This is a genomic window from Pseudomonas sp. B3(2017), from assembly GCF_002113595.1.
Lineage (GTDB): Bacteria > Pseudomonadota > Gammaproteobacteria > Pseudomonadales > Pseudomonadaceae > Aquipseudomonas > Aquipseudomonas ekonensis.
The window spans coordinates 307,236-329,423 of record NZ_NEIU01000002.1; the positions used below are offsets into that span (position 1 = coordinate 307,236).

The following is a 22,188-nucleotide window of genomic DNA, read 5'->3' on the forward strand; positions in this document are numbered from 1 at the left end:
TGAAAGGAATCGACGCTAACAAATCAGTGTGACAGTTCCCGTCTGTCAGCGACCGCGTGCGTCTTTTTTGCGCCAGTTGCATCGTGGATGCGACATGCGCTTATTCCAAAAACGACGGACACCCTGCGATTTCGGTATTAATTCATTGCAAATCAAGCTGTTAGGCTTTCCGGTTCGCAGCGGCCCCGGAAGGCTGCTGGCAACGTCTTTTCGGGAGTCCTCATGAATCTGCCGCTGATCCTCAATCTGCTGGTGTTCCTCGCCCTGCTCTTCGGCCTGGCGCAAACCCGCCATAGCTCCTGGAGCCTGGCGAAAAAAGTCCTGCTCGCGCTGGCGCTCGGCGTGGGCTTCGGCGTGGCGCTGCACACCGTCTACGGTGCCGGCGACCCGGTGCTCAAAGCCTCGATCGGCTGGTTCGACCTGGTGGGCAACGGTTACGTGCAACTGCTGCAAATGATCGTGATCCCGCTGGTGTTCGCCTCGATCCTCAGCGCCGTGGCCCGTCTGCACAACGCCTCGTCGCTGGGCAAGATCAGCTTCCTGACCCTCGGCACGCTGCTGTTCACCACCGCGATCGCCGCGCTGATCGGCATCGGCCTGACCAACCTGTTCGGCCTCACCGCCGAAGGCCTGGTGGCCGGCACCCAGGAAATGGCCCGCCTGCAAACCATCCAGACCGACTACGCCGGCAAGGTCGCCGACCTCAACGTGCCGCAGCTGCTGCTGTCGTTCGTCCCGCAGAACCCGTTCGCCGACCTGGCGCGGGCCAAGCCGACCTCGATCATCAGCGTGGTGATCTTCGCCGCGTTCCTGGGCATGGCTGCGCTGCAGCTGCTCAAGGATGACGCCGACAAAGGCCAGAAAGTGATCAACGCCATCGACACCCTGCAAGCCTGGGTGACGCGCCTGGTGCGCCTGGTGATGAAGCTGACCCCGTACGGCGTGCTGGCGCTGATGACCAAGGTGGTGGCCGGCTCCAACCTGCAGGACATCATCAAGCTGGGCAGCTTCGTGGTCGTGTCGTACCTGGGCCTGGGCCTGATGTTCGTCGTGCACGGCGTGCTGGTGTCGGCGGCCGGGATCAACCCGCTGCGCTTCTTCCGCAAGATCTGGCCGGTGCTGACGTTCGCCTTCACCAGCCGCTCCAGCGCGGCGACCATCCCGCTGAGCATCGAGGCGCAGACCAGCCGTCTGGGCATCCCGCAGTCGGTGGCCAGCTTCGCCGCCTCGTTCGGCGCGACCATCGGCCAGAACGGCTGCGCCGGCCTCTATCCGGCCATGCTGGCGGTAATGGTGGCGCCGACCGTGGGCATCAACCCGCTGGATCCGCTGTGGATCGCCACGCTGGTGGCCATCGTGACCCTGAGCTCGGCCGGTGTGGCGGGTGTGGGCGGCGGCGCGACGTTCGCGGCGCTGATCGTGCTGCCGGCCATGGGCTTGCCGGTGTCATTGGTGGCGTTGCTGATTTCGGTCGAGCCGCTGATCGACATGGGCCGCACGGCATTGAACGTGAGCGGTTCGATCACCGCCGGGGCGATCACCAGCCAAGTGATGCAGCAGACCGACAAGGCGCTGCTGGAGGCCGATGAGCATGCGGAGCTTGCTCAGGCTTGATTGACGTTGTGGCGAGGGAGCGTGCTCCCTCGCCACAGATTCAGGCTTTTTCCCAGACTTCGAAGTGGTAGGCCGGCTTGTCGCCTTCAGCCGGATTCGGCACGTTCGACACCAGTTTCCACTGGTTCAGATCGAACTCCGGAAACCACGCATCCCCTTCCGGGCTCAGTGCCACGCGGGTCAGGTACAAACGATCCGCCTGCGCCAGCCCCTGCGCATACAACTGCGCACCGCCGATCAGCATCAACTCGTCGACGCCCTGCTCTTTCGCCCACGCTTCGGCACGCGCCACGGCGGCCTCCAGCGACGGATAGACTTCCGCGCCTTCCAGCGCCAGACCGGCCTGACGGCTGACCACGATGTTCAGACGGCCCGGCAACGGACGACCCAACGAATCCCAGGTCTTGCGGCCCATGATGATTGGCTTGCCGAGCGTCGTGGCCTTGAAGTATTTGAAGTCCCCCGGCAGGTGCCAGGGCATGCTGTTGTCGATGCCGATCACACGGTTTTCGCCGAGGGCTGCGATCAGGCTGAGGGGGAGTGATTTAGTCATGCCGGCGAGGATAGCAGAGCCGCGCTTGCCCCGATAAGCGCCGCAGCGGTTATGCTCACGGCTCAATCAAGCAACGGGATGCCGCGTGACTGAACTGACTCCACTGCAAAACCTCTGGCTCACCGAAACCATGCGCCTGCGCGAAGAACACGCAGGTTCCCTGGACGATCTGGAAGCCAATCGCCTGGCCCGCGCGGCCGGCGGCGACCTGCCGGGACGCATCCAGCGCCGGGCGCTGTGGTTGGCCGAGCGCGACGGGCTGACCGCCGCGCTCAAGCACTGGCTGCAAGGCGCACGCCTGGCGGTGCTGCTGATGGCGGCGCTGGCCTGCATCACCGGGGCGGGCATGGCGTTTTCCGCGCTGGGCAACGGCCTCGGGCCGGTCAACATTTTCTGGGCCTTGGGCACGTTGCTCGGGCTGAACCTGATTCTGCTGCTGAGCTGGGCGGTCGGCCTGGTGTTTGCCGGGGAGCACAGCGCGGCGCTGGGCCGCCTGTGGATGTGGCTCAGCGAGAAACTCGCCCGGGACGCCAAGGCCGCCCAACTGCCGCCGGCGCTGATGCTGCTCCTGCAACGGCACCGGCTCAACCGCTGGGCCATCGGCACGCTGGTCAACGGGCTCTGGCTGCTGATCATGCTCAGCGCCCTGACAATGCTGGTGCTGCTGATGGCGACCCGGCAATACGACTTCATCTGGGAAAGCACCCTGCTGGGCGCCGACTTCTTCGCGGCGCTGACCGATGCCCTGACCGCCGTCCCCCATGCCCTGGGCTGGAGCGCGCCACGGGTGGACATGATCCGCGTCGGCCTGGACAGCGACTACAACCGGGCGCTGGTGCGCCAGGCCTGGGCCATCTGGCTGGTCGGCGCGGTGCTGATCTACGGCGTGCTGCCGCGGCTGATCCTGATGCTGCTGTGCCGCTGGCGCTGGAACCGCGGACGCGCCCGCCTGCACCTGGACCTGAACCTGCCCGGCTACGCCCAGCTGCGTGAACGCCTGATGCCCAGCAGCGAACGCTTAGGCATCAACGACGCGGCGCCGGAGCACCTGCACCGGGTCGAAAGCGCCGTCGGCGCAGAGGTCAGCGAAGGGGCGCTGCTGGTGGCGATCGAGCTGGACGACCAGCGCCCGTGGCCGCCGGCATTGCCCAAAGGCGTCAGCGACGCCGGCATCCTCGACAGCCGCGAATCCAGGCACCGCCTGCTTGAACAGCTGACCCGCTTCCCGCCCGCACGTCTGGCCATTGCCTGCGATCCCCGGCGCTCGCCGGACCGCGGCAGCCTGGCGCTGATCGCCGAACTGGCGCGCAATGCCGCCGCCACCCGCGTCTGGCTGTTGCAGGCACCTCAAGGCCAGGCGCTGGACGCCGAACGCCTCGGCGACTGGCACGTGGCGCTGGAGCAGCTGGAGCTGCCGTTCGCCGATTGCGCCCCGATGGGCTGGCTGGAGCACGGTCATGACTGAAGCCTGGAAGGCCCCGCTGAAACTGGCCGTGGTCGGCCACACCAACGTCGGCAAGACGTCGCTGCTGCGCACCCTGACCCGCGACGTCGGCTTCGGCGAAGTCTCGCACCGCCCCAGCACCACCCGGCACGTCGAGGGCGCACGGCTGTCGGTGGAGGGCGAACCGTTGCTCGACCTCTACGACACCCCGGGCCTGGAAGACGCCATCGCCCTGTTGGATTTTCTCGAACGGCTGGAACGCCCCGGCGAACGCCTCGACGGCCCGGCGCGGCTGGCGCGGTTCCTAGACGGCAGCGAGGCGCGCCAACGTTTCGAGCAAGAGGCCAAGGTGTTGCGGCAACTGCTCGCCTCCGACGCCGGGCTGTACGTGATCGATGCCCGCGAACCGGTGCTGGCCAAATACCGGGACGAGCTGGAGGTGCTGGCCGGCTGCGGCAAACCGCTGCTGCCGGTGCTGAATTTCGTCAGCAGCGCCGACCACCGCGAGCCGCAATGGCGCGAAGCGTTGGCGCGTCTTGGCCTGCATGCGCTGGTGCGCTTCGACAGCGTCGCCCCGCCGGAGGACGGCGAACGGCGGCTGTACGAAAGCCTGGCGCTGCTGCTGGAGAATGCCCGGCCGCAACTGGAGCGCCTGATCGCCGACCAGCAGGCCCAACGCCTCGCCCGCCAACAGAGTGCCGCGCGCCTGATCGCCGAGCTGTTGATCGACTGCGCCGCCTGCCGGCGCAGCGTGGCCAGCGAAGCCGCACAGGAACAGCAAGCCATCAGCGAACTGCGCCAGGCCGTGCGCCAGCGCGAACAGCGCTGCGTCGAGGCGCTGCTCAAGCTCTATGCCTTCCGCGTGCAGGATGCCGCCGCCAGCGACCTGCCGCTGCTGGACGGGCGCTGGGGCGATGACCTGTTCAACCCGGAAACCCTCAAGCAGTTGGGCGTGCGGGTCGGCGGCGGGATGGCGGCCGGCGCCGCCGTCGGTGCCGGCGTGGATCTGGCGGTCGGTGGCATCACCCTCGGCGCCGCCGCCCTGGCCGGCGCGATTGCCGGCGGCGCCCTGCAGACCGCCCGCAGCTACGGCAACCGCTTGCTGGGCAAGCTCAAAGGGCAGCGCGAGCTGACGGTCGACGACAACGTGCTGCGCCTGCTGGCGTTGCGTCAGCGCCAGTTGCTGCTGGCCCTGAACGCCCGGGGCCATGCGGCGATGGATGCCGTTCAGGTCGCCGCCTCCCAGGACGAGACCTGGCGCCAAGGCAAACTGCCCGAGGCCCTGATCAAGGCGCGGGCGCATCCGCAGTGGTCATCGCTCAATCCGCACCCCAAGCTCAATCAGGCCGAACGACAGGGGCAGATCGACTCACTGGCCACCGATCTGTAGGAGCCAGCCTGCTGGCGATGGCGGTTCGTCCGGCGCACCGAAGGGGGATGGACTGCCGTCATCGCGAGCAGGCTCGCTCCCACATGGGTTCTGGTGTGCAGGAAAACCTGCTGGCGATGGCGGCCCTGCGGCCCTGCGGCCCTGCGGTTCAGCGGTTCAGCGGTTCAGCGGTTCAGCCCGCCAACACCCGCACCGCCTTCTCCTTCAGCACCTGCAGATCCACCACCGGCACCGCCGTCTCCTTCGCCAGCTCATCCCACTGGCGCATCCGCAGGCTGACGGCGCACAACGGATCGCGCTCGAACGCCTCAGCTTCGGCCTCCGTCATCACCCCGCCCTGATACGCCAAGGTGCGTCGGCTGGCTTCGCTCAGGCGTTGGTGATAGCCCGTCTCCCTGAGCGTCAGATAGCGCTTGGCCTGCACGTGATACTCCACCAGCCGCGCGACACGCTCACTGAACCCCGCCTCGCGCAGGTAATCGGCGCCGAGGCGTTCGTGGCTGACCGCGCCGTAGCCGCCCATGCTCTGCGCGCCCTCGGCGCACAGGTGGCCGATGTCGTGGAAGAACGCCGCCAGCACCACTTCGTCGTCAAAGCCTTCGGCCATGGCCAGCTGCGCCGCCTGGGACATGTGCTCGATCTGCGACACCGGCTCGCCGATGTAGTCGCTGGCACCGAAGCGTTCGTACAGCCCGAACACCTCGGCGATCACCTGTTCGTGGCGGCCCATCAGACCTCCTCCAGCAGTTGCGCGACATTGCGCTCGGCCATGGCCGGGCCGACGCTCATGCCCACGCCGGTGTGCATCAGCGCCACGCCGAGCCCCGGCGCCGGCCGCAGGAACGAAAACGGCCCCGGCCCGCGGGCGCCGTAGACGCCCTGCCAGCGCTCGACCACCTGTACCTTGCAGCCGAGGGTGTGCTCGGCCAGGCCGATCATCCAGTCGTCCACCTGTTCGGCGTTGAACGGCGACGGATCCCTGCCGTAATGGTGCGAATCGCCGATGATCAGTTCGCCTTGGGGCGTGGGGCTGATCAGCAGGTGAATGCCGTTGTCGTGCAGGTGCGGCGTCTCGCGCAGGATCTGCGCCTGCACCGCCGCCGCTTCCGGCAGGTCGGCGAAGGCGCCGTAGTGCACGCAACTGAGGCCGGTGAGCAGCGCGTGCTGCAGGTCGAGGCTGGCCTGGGGCCGGGCGCGCAGCATCTGCAGGCGGCAGACCTGCGGGTCGAGGGCGGCGATGGGCTCGGCCAGCAGGGTCTGATAATCGTGGCCGGAGCAGACGATGATCTGCCCGGCCGTGAACGTGCCGGCGGTGCTGTGCAGGCGCCCCGGTTCGACGTCGCGCACCAGGGTCGAGAAGTGGAACTCGACGCCCAGCTCGCGGCGCAGCCAGTCGATCAGCGCCGGGATCGCTTCGCGCGAGTACAGCTGCTGGTCGTCCAGGCCGTACAGCGCGGCGCGGTGATGGCTGAACCGGCCGCCGTACAGGTCATGCAGGGCGGCACCGCGCAGCAGCTCCACGCGGTAGCCGTGCTCGACGGCGCGGCCGGCGCAAAAGGCTTCCAGCAACTGTTCTTCCGCCTCGGTGCGGGCGAACAGGTACGAGCCGTTGCGCTTGAGTTGCAGGCCGGCGAGCTGCGCCCACCGGCCCCAGATCTCGCGGCTGGCCTTGGCCAGCTCCAGCATCGGCCCCGGCGGCTGGCCGGTGACCAGCGCCTGGCCGAAATTGCGCACCGACGCCCCGAGGGGCGTGGCGGTACGCTCGAAGACGCTGACCTTGAGGCCGCGCCGGGCGGCGGCATAGGCGTGGGACAGGCCCAGGATGCCGGCGCCGATGATCAGCAAGTCTTTGTGTTGTGTCATTGAGAGGTGCTCTGAATGAGAGACCGCCATCGCTGGCAAGCCAGCGATGGGGCCCTGTCAGTCGATGAAAATCTTACTTGGCGGCGACTTTCTCGGACTTGCCGTCATAGCGCTTGCGCCACTCGGTCAGGATCTCGTCGCGGTTCTTCGAGGCCCAGGCGAAGTCGTTCTTGATCAGGCGCTGCTCGTAGTCCGCCGGCAGTTCGGTCTGCGGCTTGGCGATGCCCGGCTGGGCGAGCACGGCGAAGTTTTCCTTGTACAGCTCCATGGCCGCCGGGCTTGCGGAGAAGTCGGCGAGCTTCTTGGCCGCCTCTTCATGGGCGGTGCCCTTGATCACGGCGGTGGCCTCGATCTCCCAGCCCAGGCCTTCCTTCGGCAGGATGATGTCCAGCGGCGCGCCCTGACGCTTGAGCTGAACGGCCGGGTATTCGAAGGAAATGCCGATCGGGAATTCCCCCGCCGCCGCCAGCTTGCACGGCTTGGAGCCGGAATGGACGTACTGGCCGATGTTCTGGTGCAGGCCGTCCATGTAGGCCCAGCCCTGCTTCTCGCCGAAGGTCTGCAGCCAGGCGCTGACATCGAGGAAACCGGTGCCGGACGAGGCCGGGTTCGGCATCACGATCTTGCCCTTGTACTCAGGCTTGGTCAGGTCCTGCCAGCTCACCGGCTTGCTCAGGCCCTGCTTTTGGGCCTCGACGGTGTTGAAGCAAATGGTCGCCGCCCACACGTCCATGCCCACCCAGGCTGGCGGATTGGCGGCATCGCGGTAGTTGCCGCCGATCTTGCCCAGGTCCTTCGGCGCATAGCTTTGCAGCATGCCCTGCTGGTCGAGGATCGCCAGGCTCGACGCCGCCAGGCCCCAGACCGCGTCGGCCTGCGGGCGCTCCTTCTCGGCCAGCAGCTTGGCGGTGATGATCCCGGTGGAGTCGCGCACCCACTTGATCTCGACATCCGGGTTGGCCTTCTCGAAGGCTTCCTTGTAGGTCTTGAGCTGTTCGGCTTCGAGGGCGGTGTACACCGTCAACTCGGTTTTCGCCGCGAAGGCATTCAGGCTGAAAGTGGCGAGCGCGGCGGCCAGGGCCATAGGCTTGAACATGATCTTTTCCTGTCTTGAGTTGAGGGGATGGGACGAAAATCAATGGCCGGGCGGGGTCTGCCGCCAGGCCTGGGAACGGCGCAGCAAGCCGCGCGAAGCCCACGCCAGCAGCAAGGACACGCCTGCCGAGGTGAACAGAATCAGGGTCGACATCGCCGCTGCGCCGCCGACGTTGCCGGCGTCGTCCATGTTCAGCACCGCCACCGCCGCAAGGATGGTGTCGGGGCTGTAAAGGAAGATCGCGGCGGACACGGTGGTCATCGCCGACACGAACAGGTAGCGCACGATGTCCAGCAGCGCCGGCAGGCAGATCGGCACGGTCACCCGCAGGTAATGGCGGTACAGCGGCGCTTTCAGCGACAGCGCGGCGGCTTCGAACTCGGCGTCGAGCTGGCGCAGCGCGGTGGTGGCAGTCATCTGCGCAGTGGTCAAATAGTGAGCAATGGTGCAGACGATCAGCAGGGTCATGGTTCCGTACAGCACGTGCAGCGGGTTGCCGGTCAGGTTGAAGAAGAAAACGTAACCCAGACCGAGCACCAGCCCCGGCACCGCCATCGGTACGAAACTGAGCATCCTCAGCGTCAGATTCAGCCCGCGCTGGCTGCGGGTCTTTTCCATCAGGTAGGCGCCGGTGAAGATCAGCGCGCTGCCGATCAGCGCCGAGCCCAGCGCCATCTTCAGGCTGTTGCCGTAGGCCAGCCAGCCGCCGCCGGCGGTCTCGTCGAACCGGTAATGGTTGAGCGACAGCGACAGGTTGTACGGCCAGAACTTCACCAGCGACGAGAACACGGCCATGCCGAACACCAGCAGCAACGCTGCGCTGATCAGCAGGACAACGCTGAGATAAAAGACATCGCGCTTCTTAGACGGTGCCGGTTTGAACACCTGGGCGCGACCGCTCATGGCGTCGCCATGACGGCGACGCAACCAGGCATCGACGCCGAAACTGAACAGCGCCGGCAGCAGCAGCACCATGCCGATCAACGCGCCGCGGCCGAATTGCTGCTGGCCGACCACCGCTTTGTAGGCTTCCAGCGCCAGCACCTGATAGTCGCCACCGACCACCACCGGCACACCGAAATCGGTGATGGTCAGGGTGAACACCAGACAGAACGCGGCGAACACGGCCTGACGGGTCGCGGGCCAAGTGATGCTGCGGAAGGCTTTTGCAGGACTGGCGCCCATGCTCGACGCAGCGTCGAACAGTCGCGCATCCGCCAGCGACAGGGCTGACAGCAAGATCATCAAAGCGTGTGGGAAGGTGTAGATCACCTCACCCAGAACAATCCCCCAGAAACCGTAAATGTTGTCCGACAGCAGGCCGCGCAGCAGGCCCTGATTGCCGAACAGATAGACCAGCGCAATCCCCGGCAGCATCGATGGCGCCATCAGCGGCAGCAACGAAATCCCGCGCCAGAGGCCTTTGCCGGGAATCAACGTGCGCTGCAAGGCGTAGGCAAATAGGTAGGCCAGCGGTACGACGATGGCCGCGACGCTGAGGGAAACCTTCAGGCTGTTGCCGAGCAGCCAGTGGAAATTGTCGCTGCTCACCAGTTCTTTCGCGGCGAGCCAGCCGCCGCCCTGCCCGGCTTCGCTGCTGAAGCCGCGCCAGAAGATCGCCAACAGCGGCAGCAGCACCGCCACCCCGAGCAGCACCAGCAACAGGAGCTTGCCGCCGAGCACGAAGATCCGGTCGCCGACCTCGGCCCCGGACACCTGCCGCGCCTGCTTGTGCGGTAGCGGCAGCGCCATGTTCGCGCTCATCAGGCGAACACCTGCAGGCTGCGCGGCGGCAGGGCCACCATGATCTGCTGTGCGCCCAGGCGCGGCATGGCTTCCGGGGCCAGTTCGGCGAGCAGCGCATGGCCCGGCAACTGGTCGAGTTCGAAGCTCATGCGGCAGCGGTTGCCGAGGAAGGTGATCTCACGCACCTTGGCCGGGAACAGGTTTTCCTCGTGCACCAGCGGATTGACGCTGATCGCTTCCGGACGGCAGAACAGGCGGCCGGAAGGACTGTGGACGCTGCCGTCGGCCAGGCGCAGGTTCATCCCGCCGACCCGCGCGTGGCTGTCGCTGCTGCGCTGGAACGGCAGCCAGTTGCCCTGGCCGACGAATTCGGCGACGAACGGCGTGGCCGGGCGGTCGTAGATCTCCTGGGGCGTGGCGTACTGCTCGACCTTGCCGTTGTGCATCACGGCGATGCGGTCGGCCATCAGCATGGCTTCGTCCTGGTTGTGGGTGACCATCAGGGTGGTGATGCCGAGGCTCCGCTGCAGTTGGCGCAGTTCGGTGCACAGGTGCTCGCGCACCCGGGCGTCGAGGGCCGACATCGGCTCGTCGAGCAGCAGCAGCGACGGCGACGGCGCCAATGCCCGGGCCAGGGCGACCCGTTGCTGCTGACCGCCGGACAGTTGGCCGGGGTACTTTTTCTCGCTGCCGACCAGGCCCACCAGCTCCAGCATCTGACCGACCCGGCGGCGCACTTCGTCGCGGCCGCTGCCGGCCAGGCCGTAGGCAATGTTCGCTTCGACGGTCAGGTTGGGGAACAGTGCGTAGGACTGGAACAGGATGCCGTAGTCCCGGGCCTGGGGCGCGAGGTGGGACACGTCGCGCTCGCCGAGGTACAGCTCTCCGCTGTCCTGCTTCTCCAGGCCGGCGATGCAGCGCAGCAAGGTGGTCTTGCCGCAGCCCGACGGGCCGAGCAGGCACACCAGCTCGCCGGCGGCCACGTCGAGGGAGACGTTGTCCAGCGCCGTGAACGCGCCGAAGCGCTTTTGCACGTTGCGCACTTTCATCGGTGCGCCGGGAGTGGTCAGGACGGTTGCAGGGTTCATGGACAGGCCTCATCGAGCAGATGGGGGCCATCCTAGGGTTGTAATGCGTCCGTCATATGGCAGCCGGGCAAAAACGGCCGATAGTGGTATTCATGGATTTGGGTTGTCCGGCCCGGCGCCATCGCCAGCAGGCTGGCTCCTACAGGGGAACGCATTTCAATGTAGGAGCCAGCCTGCTGGCGATGAGGCCGGCACAGGCACCGAAAAGCCTCAGGCTGGGGACATCTCTTGTGCCAAACCCAGAAACGCCGCCGGCAAGCGCGCATTCTTGCGTTCCTTCAGGCAGTAGAGATACTCGGGGATCTGCGGCGCGTTCTCCAGGGTCAGCACCCGCAGCTGCGGATCGTGGGGCACTTCCTGGCGGGCGATGATGCTGATGCCGATGTTGCGCAGCACCGCCTCGCGGATCGATTCGCGGCTGCCGATCTCCAGCAGCGGGCCGAAGCTCACGCCGGCGCCGGCCAGCAGCTCTTCGGTCAGGCGCCGGGTGGTCGAGCCGGACTCGCGCATCAGCAGGGTATGCCCGGCCAGCGCGCTCAGCGTCACATGGTCATGCGCCGCCAGCGGATGGTCGCGATGCACCGCCAGCACCAGCGGGTCGCTGCCGAGCACCCGGCGGATCAGCCGCGCGTCCTCCAGCAACTGCGACGAGGCCGCGACGTCCACCCGGTAATCCTCCAGCGCTTCGAGCACCTGCTGGGAGTTGCCGATCTCCACCGACACCTCCACCTGAGGCAGACGCTCGCGGAACGCCTTCACCAGGTCGAGGATGTAATACGGCGCGGTGGCGGCGATGCGCAGCGTGCCCTGCACCTGACCACTGTTGCGCAGGAAGAACTCGATGTCGGCTTCCTGCTGCAGCAGCGCCTTGACCATCGGCAGCAGCCGCGCGCCCTCGTCGCTGACGCTCAGGCGCCGGCCGCCGCGGTAAAACAGCTCCACCGAGTATTGGCTCTCCAGATGGCGGATCTGGGTGGTCACGGTCGGTTGGCTCAGGCCCAGCTTCTTTGCCGCCAGCGTGATGCTGCCCAACCGGGCCACCATGTAAAACGCCTTCAGCTCGGCACTCAGCACAACCGCCCCTCTCTCTTACTTGCGCAGCAGGCGCAAACCGTTGAACACCACCAGCAGGCTGACGCCCATGTCGGCGAACACCGCCATCCACATGGTGGCGACCCCGGCGAAGGTTACCCCAAGAAAGATCGCTTTGATCACCAGCGCCAACGCGATGTTCTGCTTGAGGATTGTCGCTGTGTTGCGCGACAGGCTGATGAATGCCGGGATCTTGCGAAGATCGTCGTCCATCAGGGCGACATCGGCGGTTTCGATGGCGGTGTCGGTGCCGGCCGCCGCCATGGCGAAGCCGATTTCGGCCCGGGCCAGCGCCGGGGCGTCGTTGATGCCGTCGCCGACCATACCGACCCGGTGGCCCTGGGCATACAGGTCTTCGATGGCTTGCAGCTTGTCGGTGGGCAGCAGGTCGCCCTTGGCCTGGTCGATGCCGACCTGCGCCGCGATCGCCTGGGCGGTGTGGACGTTGTCGCCGGTGAGCATCAGGGTTTTCACGCCCAAATCGTGCAATTGGCGAATGGCTTCGCGGCTGGTGTCCTTGACCGTATCGGCCACGGCGAACAGCGCCAGCGGGCCCGAGCGGTCGAGCAGCAGCACCACGGACTTGCCCTGCTTCTCCAGCGCGAACAGCTTTTCTTCCAGCTGCGGCGAGCACAGGCCCAACTCTTCCACCAGGCGGTGGTTGCCCAGGTGGTAGGTCTGGCCGTCCACCTCGCCCTTCACCCCGCGACCGGCCAGGGCGGTGAAGTTATCCACAAGCGGCAGGATCAGGTTCTTATCCACAGCGGCGTTCGCGATGGCCAGCGACACCGGGTGGTCGGAACGCCCTGCCAGTGCCGCGGCGATGGCCGGGGCCAGCGCTTCGGCGGTCGGGTCGAGCGACAGGTAATCGGTCTGCACCGGTTTGCCATGGGTGATGGTGCCGGTCTTGTCCAGGGCCAGGTAGTCGAGCTTGAAGCCGCCCTCCAGGTACACGCCGCCCTTGACCAGGATGCCCTTGCGCGCCGCGGCCGCCAGGCCGCTGACGATGGTCACCGGGGTGGAGATCACCAGGGCGCACGGGCACGCCACCACCAGCAGCACCAGTGCGCGGTAGATCCAGTCGAACCACGCCGCGCCCATGAACAGCGGCGGGATCACCGCCACGGCCAGCGCGAGGATGAACACCGCCGGGGTGTAGATCTTCGAGAACTGGTCGACGAAGCGCTGGGTCGGCGCCCGCGCGCCCTGGGCCTGTTCGACGGCGTTGATGATCCGCGCCAGGGTCGAGTTGTTGGCCGCCGCAGTCACGGTGTACTCAAGGGAACCGGCCTGGTTGATGGTGCCGGCGAACACCTTGTCGCCGACGGTCTTCTCCACCGGCAGGCTTTCCCCGGTGATCGGCGCCTGGTCGATGGTCGAGCTGCCGCTCACGACTTCACCGTCGAGGGCGATGCGCTCACCGGGCTTGACCCGCACCCGGGCCCCGAGTTCGATGCCTTTGACCTCACGTTCGGCCCAGTTGCCGTCAGCCTGCAAGACAGTGGCTTGCTCCGGCGTCATCTGCATCAGGCCGCTGATGGCGTTGCGCGCCCGATCCAGCGAACGGGCCTCGATCAGCTCGGCCACGGTGAACAGGAACATCACCATCGCCGCTTCCGGCCACTGGCCGATCAGCACGGCGCCGGTCACGGCGATGCTCATCAGGGCGTTGATGTTGAGGTTGCGGTTCTTCAGGGCGATCCAGCCCTTTTTGTAGGTGCCAAGGCCCCCGCTGAGGATCGACACCAGCGCGACGATCGCCACCACCCAGGTCGGCGCGGCGTTGGTGAAATGGATGACCTCCGCCGCCAGCGCACCGACGCCGGACAGCGCCAGCGGCCACCAGTGCTTTTTCACCGGCGCCGGGGCGGGCGTCTCGACGCCGGCCTCCAGCGGTTCGGCCTGCATGCCCAGGGACTTGATCGCCTCGGTGATCGGCGCGGTGTCCGCCAGCGTGTGGGTCACGCCGAGGACGCGGTTGATCAGGTTGAACTCCAGTTGCTGAATGCCGGCCAGCTTGCCGAGCTTGTTCTGGATCAGGGTCTGCTCGGTCGGGCAGTCCATCGCCTCGATGCGGAAACTGCTCAGCCGGGCGCCGGCGCTCGGCGCCTCGCTCAATTGAATCAGCGAAGGCATGGCGGCTTTCGATCCGCAGCAGGAATCTTCATTCGAATGAACAGGCGCAGGCGTGAAAACCTTCGATCCGCAGCAGGCGTCGCCGCCGTGATCGTGTTTATGCACAGGCTGCAGTTTCGGGCTGTGGCCATGATCGTGATCATGCTTGTGATCGTGTTCGTCGCCAGGTTTGTGGCTGTGGGTGTGCAGGGAATCGCTCATCGGTCGCGTCCATGAAGGTGCCTGTTGCCAAGTAAAGACCCTGTAGCCACTATAGGGTCAAGCACCCTTTTGGAGATTGCCGTCATGAAGATCGGAGAACTGGCGAAACTCACCGACTGCGCCGTGGAGACCATCCGCTACTACGAACGCGAAAACCTGCTGCCGGAACCGGCCCGCAGCGACGGCAACTACCGGGTCTACACCCAGGCCCACGCCGAGCGGCTGACCTTCATCCGCAACTGCCGCACCCTCGACATGACCCTCGAAGAGATCCGCGCCTTGCTCACCCTGCGCGACAGCCCGCAGGACCAGTGCGAAAGCGTGAACGCCTTGATCGACGAGCACATCCAGCACGTGAAGGCGCGGATCGACGGCCTGCTGGCCTTGCAGGCGCAACTGCTCGACCTGCGCCAACGCTGCGGCGAAGGGCCGGAGGCGGATCAGTGCGGGATCCTGCAACGGCTGGAAGTGAGCGGCGGGGTTACGGCGACGGAAGTGGAACACTCCCATGTGGGCCGCAGCCACGGCCATTAAGATCACCGAATATCCCTGTGGGAGCTGGCTTGCCAGCGATAGCGGTCTGTCAGCCGATCCATCCTTGGCTGACACACCGTCATCGCGAGCAGGCTCGCTCCCACATTGTCTTGCAGTGAACGCCACCCCAGCATCCAACCGAACTCCTTGTGGGAGCCAGCCTGCTGGCGATGGCGTCAGCCCAGGCTCTGCGGAGCCGGGCCTCAGACCGCCATCGGCGCGGTCATCGGCGCGTGGTGCTCGTAGCCTTCCAGGGAAAAGTCGCTTGGCTCGACCAGTTCCAGCCACTCCGGCTGGTACACGCCGGTCTTGGCGAATTCCGGCACGCGGTCGGAGATCTTCAGTTTCGGCATGGCGAACGGCTCGCGCTTGAGCTGTTCGTTGAGCATGTCCAGGTGGTTCTCGTAGACGTGCGCATCGCCGATGAAATAGGTGAACCAGCGCGGCGTGTAGCCGGTCAGGCGGCCGATCAGGCTCAGCAGCGCGGCGCCTTCGGTGAGGTTGAACGGTGTGCCCAGGCCCAGGTCGTTGGAACGGATGTAGAGGGTCAGGGAAATTTCCTTGGTCTCGACGTTCGGGTGGAACTGGTACAGCAGGTGGCACGGCGGCAGGGCCATCTCGTCGAGCTGGGCGCAGTTCCAGCCGTGGAACAGGATGCGCCGGCTGCCCGGATCCTTGATGATCGTGTCGACGCACTGGCGCACCTGGTCGATGGCCTTGTACAGCACCACGTAGGCCTGGCCGTCCTCTTCGCCCTCGGCGATCTGCCGGTAGCCCTGGCTCAGGGTCTGCTCGATGGCGGCGGCGTTGCTCAGCGGGATCTGCTTGTACGCCGGCCATTTGCGCCACTGCACGCCGTAGATCTCGCCCAGGTCGTCCTCGCCCTGACGGAACGGGTTGGCCAGCCACTGGGCGTTCTCGTTGGCGTTCTGGTCCCAGACCTTGCAGCCCAGCGCCCGGAACTCGGCGGCGTTGTTCACCCCGCGCAGAAAACCGCACATCTCGCCGATGGCCGACTTGAAGGCCATCTTGCGGGTGGTGATCGCCGGAAAGCCTTCCTGCAGGTCGAAGCGCAGCATGGCGCCCGGAAAGCTGATGGTGTTCACGCCGGTACGGTTGGCCTGTTTGGTGCCGTTGTTGATGACGTGGGACACCAGATCAAGATATTGCTTCATGGGTTACCTGTTTCCTTTGAGCCCCGGCGTCCGGCGCCGGGGTCCGTATGTTAAGCCGTCGGAGCGACCGGCGCCGCCGGCGCGCGACGGTAGGCCAGCCAGATCAGGAACAGCCCGCCGACGATCATCGGCACGCACAGCACCTGGCCCATGGTCAGCCAGTTCCAGGCCAAGTAGCCCAGTTGCGCGTCCGGCACGCGGACGAACTCGACGATGAACCGGAAGATCCCGTAGAACAGCGCGAACATGCCGGAGACGGCCATGGTCGGACGCGGCTTGCGCGAGAACAGCCAGAGGATCAGGAACAGCGCCACGCCTTCGAGGGCGAACTGGTAAAGCTGCGACGGGTGACGCGGCAACTGCGCCGGATCGCTGAACGGCGGGAAGATCATCGCCCACGGCACGTCGGTCGGCTTGCCCCACAGCTCGGCGTTGATGAAGTTGCCGATGCGCCCGGCGCCCAGGCCGATCGGCACCATCGGCGCGACGAAGTCCATCAGCTGGAAGAACGACTTGTTGTTGCGCTTGCCGAACCACAGCGCCGCCAGCATCACGCCGATGAAGCCGCCGTGGAACGACATGCCGCCCTTCCACACCTCGAAGATCAGCGTCGGGTTGGCGAGGTAGGCGCTCAGGTCATAGAACAGCACGTAGCCCAGGCGCCCGCCGACGATCACGCCCATGGACAGCCAGAACACCAGGTCGGAGAGCTTCTCCTTCGTCCAGGTCGGGTCGAAACGGTTGAGCCGGCGCGACGCCAGCAGCCACGCGCCGCCGATGCCGATCAGGTACATCAGCCCGTACCAGTGGATTTTCAACGGACCGATGGCAACCGCCACCGGGTCGATCTGCGGGTAAGGCAGCATTGCGACTCCTCGTTAGAGTTCAGGTCTTCAACATTCCCGGGGGACGCTGCCACCTCAGGATTAAGTCAGGATTGCGCCGGCTCACAACAGAAAGTTCAGGCCCACGCAGAACAGCAAAGCGGCGAACAGGCGTTTGAGCAACTTCGGCGACAGTTTGTGGGCCAGGCGCGCGCCGAGGCGGGCGAAGACCATGCTGGTCAGGGCGATCCCCAACAGCGCCGGCAGGTACACGAAACCGAGACTATGGGCCGGCAGCAGCGGATCGTGCCAGCCCAGAATCATGAAACTTATCGCACTGGCCACCGCGATCGGCAAACCGCAGGCCGACGATGTCGCCACCGCCTGCTGCATCGGCACGCTGCGCCAGGTCAGGAACGGCACGGTCAGCGAGCCGCCGCCGATGCCGAAGATCGCCGAGGCCCAGCCGATCACGCTGCCGGCCACGGTCAGGCCGAGCTTGCCCGGCACCGTGCGGCTGGCCTTGGGCTTGGCCTCCAGGGCCAGTTGCGCGGCGATCACCAGGGCGAACACGCCGATGATCTTTTGCAGGTGAGGCCCCGAGATCGCTTCGGCAGTCAGCGCGCCCAGGCCGGCGCCGACCAGGATGCCGACCGTCATCCAGACGAAGATCGGCCAGCGCACCGCGCCCCGGCGGTGGTGCTCGCGCACGGCGTTGACCGAGGTGAAGATGATCGTCGCCAGCGACGTGCCCACCGCCAGGTGCGTCAGGATCGACGGATCGAAGCCTTGCAAGGTGAAACTGAACACCAGCACCGGGACGATGATGATCCCGCCGCCGACCCCGAACAGCCCAGCCAGCACGCCTGCGCAGGCGCCCAACGCCAGATAGAGCAGAAATTCCATGACCGCCTCCCCCGACGCGTCCCTAAAACCGGAGCGGCATGGTAACGGATGCATGGCCTCGGGCTCCACTTGCGATGGATGCGCGGACGATGACTGCGTAAAGTGAGCAAAAAACGCACAAGGACAACCTTATGTGCCTGATCGTTTTCGCCTGGCGGCCGGATCATGCCCAGCCGCTGATCGTCGCGGCCAACCGCGACGAGTTCTACGCCCGGCCCAGCCTGCCGCTGGCCCCCTGGCCGGAGGCGCCTCATGTCCACGCCGGGCGAGACCTTGAGGCCGGCGGCACCTGGCTGGGCCTGGGCGCCCACGGCCGGTTCGCGGCGCTGACCAACATCCGCGACCCCGGCCAGCCGCCGGCGCAGCGCTCACGGGGCGGGCTGGTGGCCGGGTTCCTGACCGGGGAGCTGTCGATCGACGACTATCTGGCCGATGTCGTCGAACGCTCGGCGCAGTACGCCGGGTTCAACCTGCTGCTGGGCAACGCCCACGAACTGTGGCACTTCAACGCCCGCGACACGGAGCCGGTGATGCTGCCGCCAGGGGTCTACGGACTGTCCAACGCCGGGCTGGACACGCCCTGGCCGAAACTGCTCAAGGCCAAGGCGGCCCTGAGCGCGGCGCTGGACGATCCGCAGCCCGAACGGTTGCTGGCGCTGCTGGCCGACGCGCAGCCGGCGCCGGAGGCGGAGTTGCCGGACACCGGCGTGGGACGGACGACCGAGTCGCTGCTGTCGAGCGTGTTCATCGCCAGCCAGAGCTACGGGACGCGGGCGAGCACGGCGCTGATCGTGCAGGCGGACGGCACGCGCCGGATCGTGGAGCGCAGCTTCGGCCCGTTCGGCGGGCATCTCGGGGAGGTGGACCTGAGCCTCTGACGTGGCGAAGGCGCTCGCTCCCTCGCCACATGCCCTCAGGCGGTCTTGACCGGCGCCGGGTTGATCATCCGCGACAGCCCCAGGTTCTTCAGGGCCAGCTGCAGCGAGCTGTGGATGACCTGCGGGTTGTCGATGGTCATCAGCTCCGCCAGCAGGTCCTTGGACTTGCTCAGGTTGATCTGACGCAGCATCCACTTCACCTTCGGCAGGTTGGTGGCGTTCATCGACAGGCTGTCGAAGCCCATCGCCATCAGCAGCACCGCGGCCGCCGGGTCGCCGGCCATTTCGCCGCAGATGCTCACCGGCTTGCCTTCGGCGTGGGCGTCGCGCACCACGATCTGCAAGGCCTGCAGCACCGCCGGGTGCAGGTAGTCGTAGAGGTCGGCCACCCGTGGGTTGTTGCGGTCCACGGCCAGCAGGTACTGGGTCAGGTCGTTGGAGCCGACGGACAGGAAGTCCACCATCCGCGCCAGTTCCTTGGTCTGGTACACCGCCGCCGGAATCTCGATCATCACCCCCACCGGCGGCATCGGCACGTCGGTACCCTCGTCGCGCACCTCGCCCCAGGCCCGGTGGATCAGGTGCAGCGCCTCTTCCAGCTCGTGGATGCCGGAGATCATCGGCAGCAGGATCCGCAGGTTGTTCAGGCCTTCGCTGGCCTTGAGCATCGCGCGGGTCTGCACCAGGAAGATCTCCGGGTGGTCGAGGGTGACGCGGATGCCGCGCCAGCCCAGGAACGGGTTGTCCTCCTTGATCGGGAAGTACGACAGCGCCTTGTCGCCGCCGATGTCCAGGGTACGCATGGTCACCGGCTGCGGATGGAACGCGGCGAGCTGCTCGCGGTAGATCGCCAGCTGTTCCTTTTCGCTCGGGAAGCGCTGGTTGATCATGAACGGCACTTCGGTGCGGTACAGGCCGACGCCTTCGGCGCCACGCTTCTGGGCGCGGGCCACGTCCGCCAGCAGGCCGGTGTTGACCCAAAGCGGCATGCGGTGCCCGTCGAGGGTCACGCACGGCAGGTCGCGCAGCGCGTCCAGGCCCAGGGCCAACTGCTTCTCTTCTTCCACCACTTCGGCGAACTGCTTGCGCAGCACTTCGCCGGGGTTGGTGTAGACCTCGCCGCGGTGGCCGTCGACGATCATTTCGATGCCGTCGACCTTGGCGTACGGCAGGTCGACCAGGCCCATCACCGTCGGGATGCCCATGGCCCGGGCCAGGATCGCGACGTGGGAGTTGCCCGAACCGAGCACCGAGACCAGGCCGACCAGCGTGCCTTCCGGCACCTCGCCGAGCATGGCCGGCGTCAGTTCTTCGCTGACCAGGATGGTCTTTTCCGGGTAGACCAGGTTCTGCTGGCGCTCTTCCTGCAGGTAGGCGAGCAGGCGGCGGCCCAGGTCCTTGACGTCCGAGGCCCGCTCCCGCAGGTAGGCGTCGTCCATCAGTTCGAAACGGTTGACGTGATCGGTGACCACCTGGCGCAGGGCGCCCTGGGCCCATTGGCCGGTCTTGATCACGGTGGTGACTTCGCTGCCCAGCGAGGCATCGTCGAGCATCATCAGGTAGACGTCGAACAGCGCCCGCTCTTCGGGGCGCAGCTGGGTCGCCAGCTTGGCCGACAGGGCGCGCATGTCGGCGCGCACGCCTTCGAGGGCGTTCTTGAACAGCGCAAGCTCGGCATCGATGTCGGCGACGGCCTTGTCCGGCACCACGTCCAGGTCCGCCGGCGGCAGCATGACCACCGCGGTGCCGACCGCCGCACCCGGCGACCCCGGCACGCCGACGAACTTGGCTTCCTGGATGCCCTTGCCCTGACGGCCCAGGCCGCGGATCGAGCCGGTGGCCTCGGCGTGGGCGATCACGCCCGCGAGCTGGGCGCTCATGGTCACGAGGAAGGCTTCTTCGCCTTCGTCGAACTGGCGGCGTTCTTTCTGCTGGATGACCAACACGCCGACGACGCGGCGGTGGTGGATGATCGGCGCCCCGAGGAACGAGGCGTAGCGCTCCTCGCCGGTCTCGGCGAAGTAGCGGTAGCGCGGGTGGTCCGCGGCGTTTTCGAGGTTCAGGGGTTCTTCACGCGTGCCGACCAGGCCGACCAGACCTTCGTTGGGCGCCATGCTGACCTTGCCGATCGAGCGCTTGTTCAAGCCCTCGGTGGCCATCAGCACGAAGCGGTTGGTCTCGGGGTCGAGCAGGTAGACCGAGCAGACCTGGCTGCCCATGGCCTCTTTGACGCGCAACACAATAATCCCCAACGCCGCCTTGAGATCCTTGGCGGAGTTAACTTCCTGGACGATCTTGCGCAGCGTATTGAGCATGGCTCGGGGTCGAACTCCGTCGTCAGTCGCGCGCCAGCAGGCGCGGGGCAAGCTCTTTGAGGGCGCGCCGGTACACCTCGCGCTTGAATGTCACCACCTGGCCCAACGGATACCAATAGCTGACCCAGCGCCAGCCATCGAACTCCGGTTTACCGGTCAAATCCATCCGCACCCGCTGCTCGTTGGAGATCAGGCGCAGGAGAAACCACTTCTGCTTCTGGCCGATGCACAGCGGCTGGCTGTGGGTCCGCACCAGGCGTTGCGGCAAACGATAGCGCAACCAGCCCCGGGTACAGGCGAGAATTTCAACATCTTCGCGCTCCAGGCCCACTTCTTCGTTCAGCTCGCGGTACAAGGCGTCTTCCGGCGTCTCGTCGGGGTTGATCCCCCCTTGCGGAAACTGCCAGGCGTCCTGATTGATACGGCGGGCCCATAGCACCTGGCCGGCGTCATTCGTCAGAATGATCCCGACATTGGGGCGGAAACCATCGGGGTCGATCACGGCAACAACCTCGCAAACGCATGTCGCCGCATTGTTCCACAAAGGTCGTGAAGGCGGCAACGAAGGTTCCCAGCTTATGTGCACTCTTGTGAAAAGACCGTATTCTTGTCCCCTTTTCACTGACTTTTCAGCGGGTAACTGCAATGCGCCTGGCACTCTTCGATTTGGACAACACCCTTCTGGGCGGCGACAGCGATCACGCCTGGGGCGACTACCTGTGCGAACGCGGCTTCCTCGACCCGGTCGCCTACAAGGCGCGCAACGACGAGTTCTACCAGGATTACCTGGCCGGCCAGCTGGACAACGCCGCGTACCTGAACTTCTGCCTGGAGATCCTCGGCCGCACCGAAATGGCCGTGCTCGACCAATGGCACAGCGACTACATGCGCGACTGCATCGAGCCGATCATGCTGCCCAAGGCGCTGGAACTGCTGAAGCGGCACCGCGACGCCGGCGACAAACTGGTGATCATCACCGCCACCAACCGTTTCGTGACCGCGCCGATTGCCGTGCGCCTGGGCGTCGAGACCCTGATCGCCACCGAGTGCGAGATGCAGGACGGCCGCTACACCGGGCGCAGCACCGACGTGCCGTGCTTCCGTGAAGGCAAGGTGACGCGGCTGAACCGCTGGCTGGAAGAGACCGGGCATTCGTTGGAAGGCAGTTACTTCTACAGCGACTCGATGAATGACCTGCCGCTGCTGGAGCAGGTGGCGAACCCGGTGGCGGTGGATCCGGATCCGAACCTGTTGGCCGAGGCCCAGAAGCGGGGCTGGCCTGTGCTCAGCCTGCGCGGCTGATGCCGCCATCGCTGGCGAGCCAGCGCCCACA

Annotated in this window: 19 protein-coding genes; 6 read left to right on the forward strand and 13 right to left on the reverse strand. The window is 66.3% G+C overall.

Features of this window, described 5'->3' with window-relative positions:
- Positions 1–222: 222 nt before the first annotated feature.
- Positions 223–1,614: an L-cystine transporter gene (locus tag CAG33_RS04025; protein ID WP_085637053.1), complete on the forward strand. Its 1,392-nt coding sequence runs from the start codon at positions 223–225 to the stop codon at positions 1,612–1,614.
- Positions 1,615–1,654: 40 nt separating this feature from the next.
- Here the strand turns inward: CAG33_RS04025 and CAG33_RS04030 are convergent, their stop codons facing one another.
- Positions 1,655–2,167, reverse strand: a complete 513-nt coding sequence (locus tag CAG33_RS04030; protein WP_085637056.1) for a dihydrofolate reductase — start codon at positions 2,165–2,167, stop codon at positions 1,655–1,657.
- An 85-nt stretch (positions 2,168–2,252) separates the two neighbouring features.
- On the opposite strand from CAG33_RS04030, the gene CAG33_RS04035 reads away from it, so the two are divergent.
- Both CAG33_RS04035 and CAG33_RS04040 read left to right on the forward strand, forming a co-directional pair.
- Positions 2,253–3,632 (forward strand): DUF2868 domain-containing protein, encoded by a 1,380-nt coding sequence (locus tag CAG33_RS04035; RefSeq protein ID WP_085637059.1) that lies wholly within the window; start codon positions 2,253–2,255, stop codon positions 3,630–3,632.
- Positions 3,625–5,001 (forward strand): GTPase/DUF3482 domain-containing protein, encoded by a 1,377-nt coding sequence (locus CAG33_RS04040; protein WP_085637061.1) that lies wholly within the window; start codon positions 3,625–3,627, stop codon positions 4,999–5,001. Before CAG33_RS04035 ends, CAG33_RS04040 begins: the two co-directional genes overlap by 8 nt.
- A 172-nt stretch (positions 5,002–5,173) precedes the next feature.
- On the opposite strand, the gene CAG33_RS04045 is transcribed toward CAG33_RS04040, so the two are convergent.
- The 7 genes from CAG33_RS04045 to CAG33_RS04075 all read right to left on the reverse strand — a co-directional run bounded on the left by CAG33_RS04045 (position 5,174) and on the right by CAG33_RS04075 (position 14,223).
- Complete coding sequence (locus CAG33_RS04045; protein WP_085637064.1) at positions 5,174–5,731, reverse strand: phosphonate degradation HD-domain oxygenase; 558 nt, start codon at positions 5,729–5,731, stop codon at positions 5,174–5,176.
- A complete protein-coding gene (locus CAG33_RS04050) occupies positions 5,731–6,864 on the reverse strand; it encodes a TIGR03364 family FAD-dependent oxidoreductase (protein WP_085637067.1) in 1,134 nt (377 codons plus the stop codon). The genes CAG33_RS04045 and CAG33_RS04050 overlap by 1 nt, the downstream gene beginning before the upstream one ends.
- Positions 6,865–6,937: 73 nt before the next feature.
- On the reverse strand, positions 6,938–7,960 hold the full coding sequence (locus CAG33_RS04055) for a putative 2-aminoethylphosphonate ABC transporter substrate-binding protein (protein ID WP_085580935.1): 1,023 nt from the start codon (positions 7,958–7,960) through the stop codon (positions 6,938–6,940).
- 39 nt (positions 7,961–7,999) lie between these two features.
- Complete coding sequence (locus CAG33_RS04060; RefSeq protein WP_085630092.1) at positions 8,000–9,724, reverse strand: putative 2-aminoethylphosphonate ABC transporter permease subunit; 1,725 nt, start codon at positions 9,722–9,724, stop codon at positions 8,000–8,002.
- Entirely contained in the window at positions 9,724–10,794 is a 1,071-nt protein-coding gene (locus CAG33_RS04065; RefSeq protein WP_085580939.1) for a putative 2-aminoethylphosphonate ABC transporter ATP-binding protein, read from the reverse strand. Before CAG33_RS04065 ends, CAG33_RS04060 begins: the two co-directional genes overlap by 1 nt.
- A 210-nt stretch (positions 10,795–11,004) precedes the next feature.
- Positions 11,005–11,868 carry a LysR family transcriptional regulator gene (locus tag CAG33_RS04070; RefSeq protein WP_085630094.1) on the reverse strand — a complete coding sequence of 288 codons (864 nt, stop codon included), beginning with the start codon at positions 11,866–11,868 and terminating at the stop codon, positions 11,005–11,007.
- Between the two features lie 15 nt (positions 11,869–11,883).
- Entirely contained in the window at positions 11,884–14,223 is a 2,340-nt protein-coding gene (locus CAG33_RS04075; RefSeq protein WP_085637070.1) for a heavy metal translocating P-type ATPase, read from the reverse strand.
- 84 nt (positions 14,224–14,307) lie between these two features.
- Here CAG33_RS04075 and cadR point away from each other — a divergent pair, with 84 nt between their 5' ends.
- Entirely contained in the window at positions 14,308–14,757 is a 450-nt protein-coding gene (gene cadR / locus CAG33_RS04080) for a Cd(II)/Pb(II)-responsive transcriptional regulator (protein ID WP_085580945.1), read from the forward strand.
- 203 nt (positions 14,758–14,960) lie between these two features.
- Here the strand turns inward: cadR and CAG33_RS04085 are convergent, their stop codons facing one another.
- The 3 genes from CAG33_RS04085 to CAG33_RS04095 all read right to left on the reverse strand — a co-directional run bounded on the left by CAG33_RS04085 (position 14,961) and on the right by CAG33_RS04095 (position 17,662).
- On the reverse strand, positions 14,961–15,932 hold the full coding sequence (locus CAG33_RS04085) for a thymidylate synthase (RefSeq protein WP_085580947.1): 972 nt from the start codon (positions 15,930–15,932) through the stop codon (positions 14,961–14,963).
- 50 nt (positions 15,933–15,982) lie between these two features.
- Complete coding sequence (gene lgt, locus CAG33_RS04090; RefSeq protein WP_085580949.1) at positions 15,983–16,798, reverse strand: prolipoprotein diacylglyceryl transferase; 816 nt, start codon at positions 16,796–16,798, stop codon at positions 15,983–15,985.
- 81 nt (positions 16,799–16,879) lie between these two features.
- Entirely contained in the window at positions 16,880–17,662 is a 783-nt protein-coding gene (locus CAG33_RS04095) for a sulfite exporter TauE/SafE family protein (RefSeq protein WP_085580951.1), read from the reverse strand.
- Between the two features lie 131 nt (positions 17,663–17,793).
- Between CAG33_RS04095 and CAG33_RS04100 the strand changes: the two genes are divergently transcribed.
- Positions 17,794–18,540, forward strand: a complete 747-nt coding sequence (locus CAG33_RS04100; protein WP_085637075.1) for an NRDE family protein — start codon at positions 17,794–17,796, stop codon at positions 18,538–18,540.
- Positions 18,541–18,575: 35 nt separating this feature from the next.
- On the opposite strand, the gene ptsP is transcribed toward CAG33_RS04100, so the two are convergent.
- The gene (gene ptsP / locus CAG33_RS04105; protein WP_085580955.1) at positions 18,576–20,855 is read right to left on the reverse strand and encodes a phosphoenolpyruvate--protein phosphotransferase; all 2,280 of its coding nucleotides are present in this window, start codon (positions 20,853–20,855) and stop codon (positions 18,576–18,578) included.
- A 22-nt stretch (positions 20,856–20,877) separates the two neighbouring features.
- On the reverse strand, positions 20,878–21,357 hold the full coding sequence (locus CAG33_RS04110; RefSeq protein WP_085580957.1) for an RNA pyrophosphohydrolase: 480 nt from the start codon (positions 21,355–21,357) through the stop codon (positions 20,878–20,880).
- Positions 21,358–21,500: 143 nt separating this feature from the next.
- Between CAG33_RS04110 and CAG33_RS04115 the strand changes: the two genes are divergently transcribed.
- Complete coding sequence (locus CAG33_RS04115) at positions 21,501–22,157, forward strand: HAD family phosphatase (RefSeq protein WP_085580958.1); 657 nt, start codon at positions 21,501–21,503, stop codon at positions 22,155–22,157.
- Positions 22,158–22,188 lie beyond the last annotated feature (31 nt).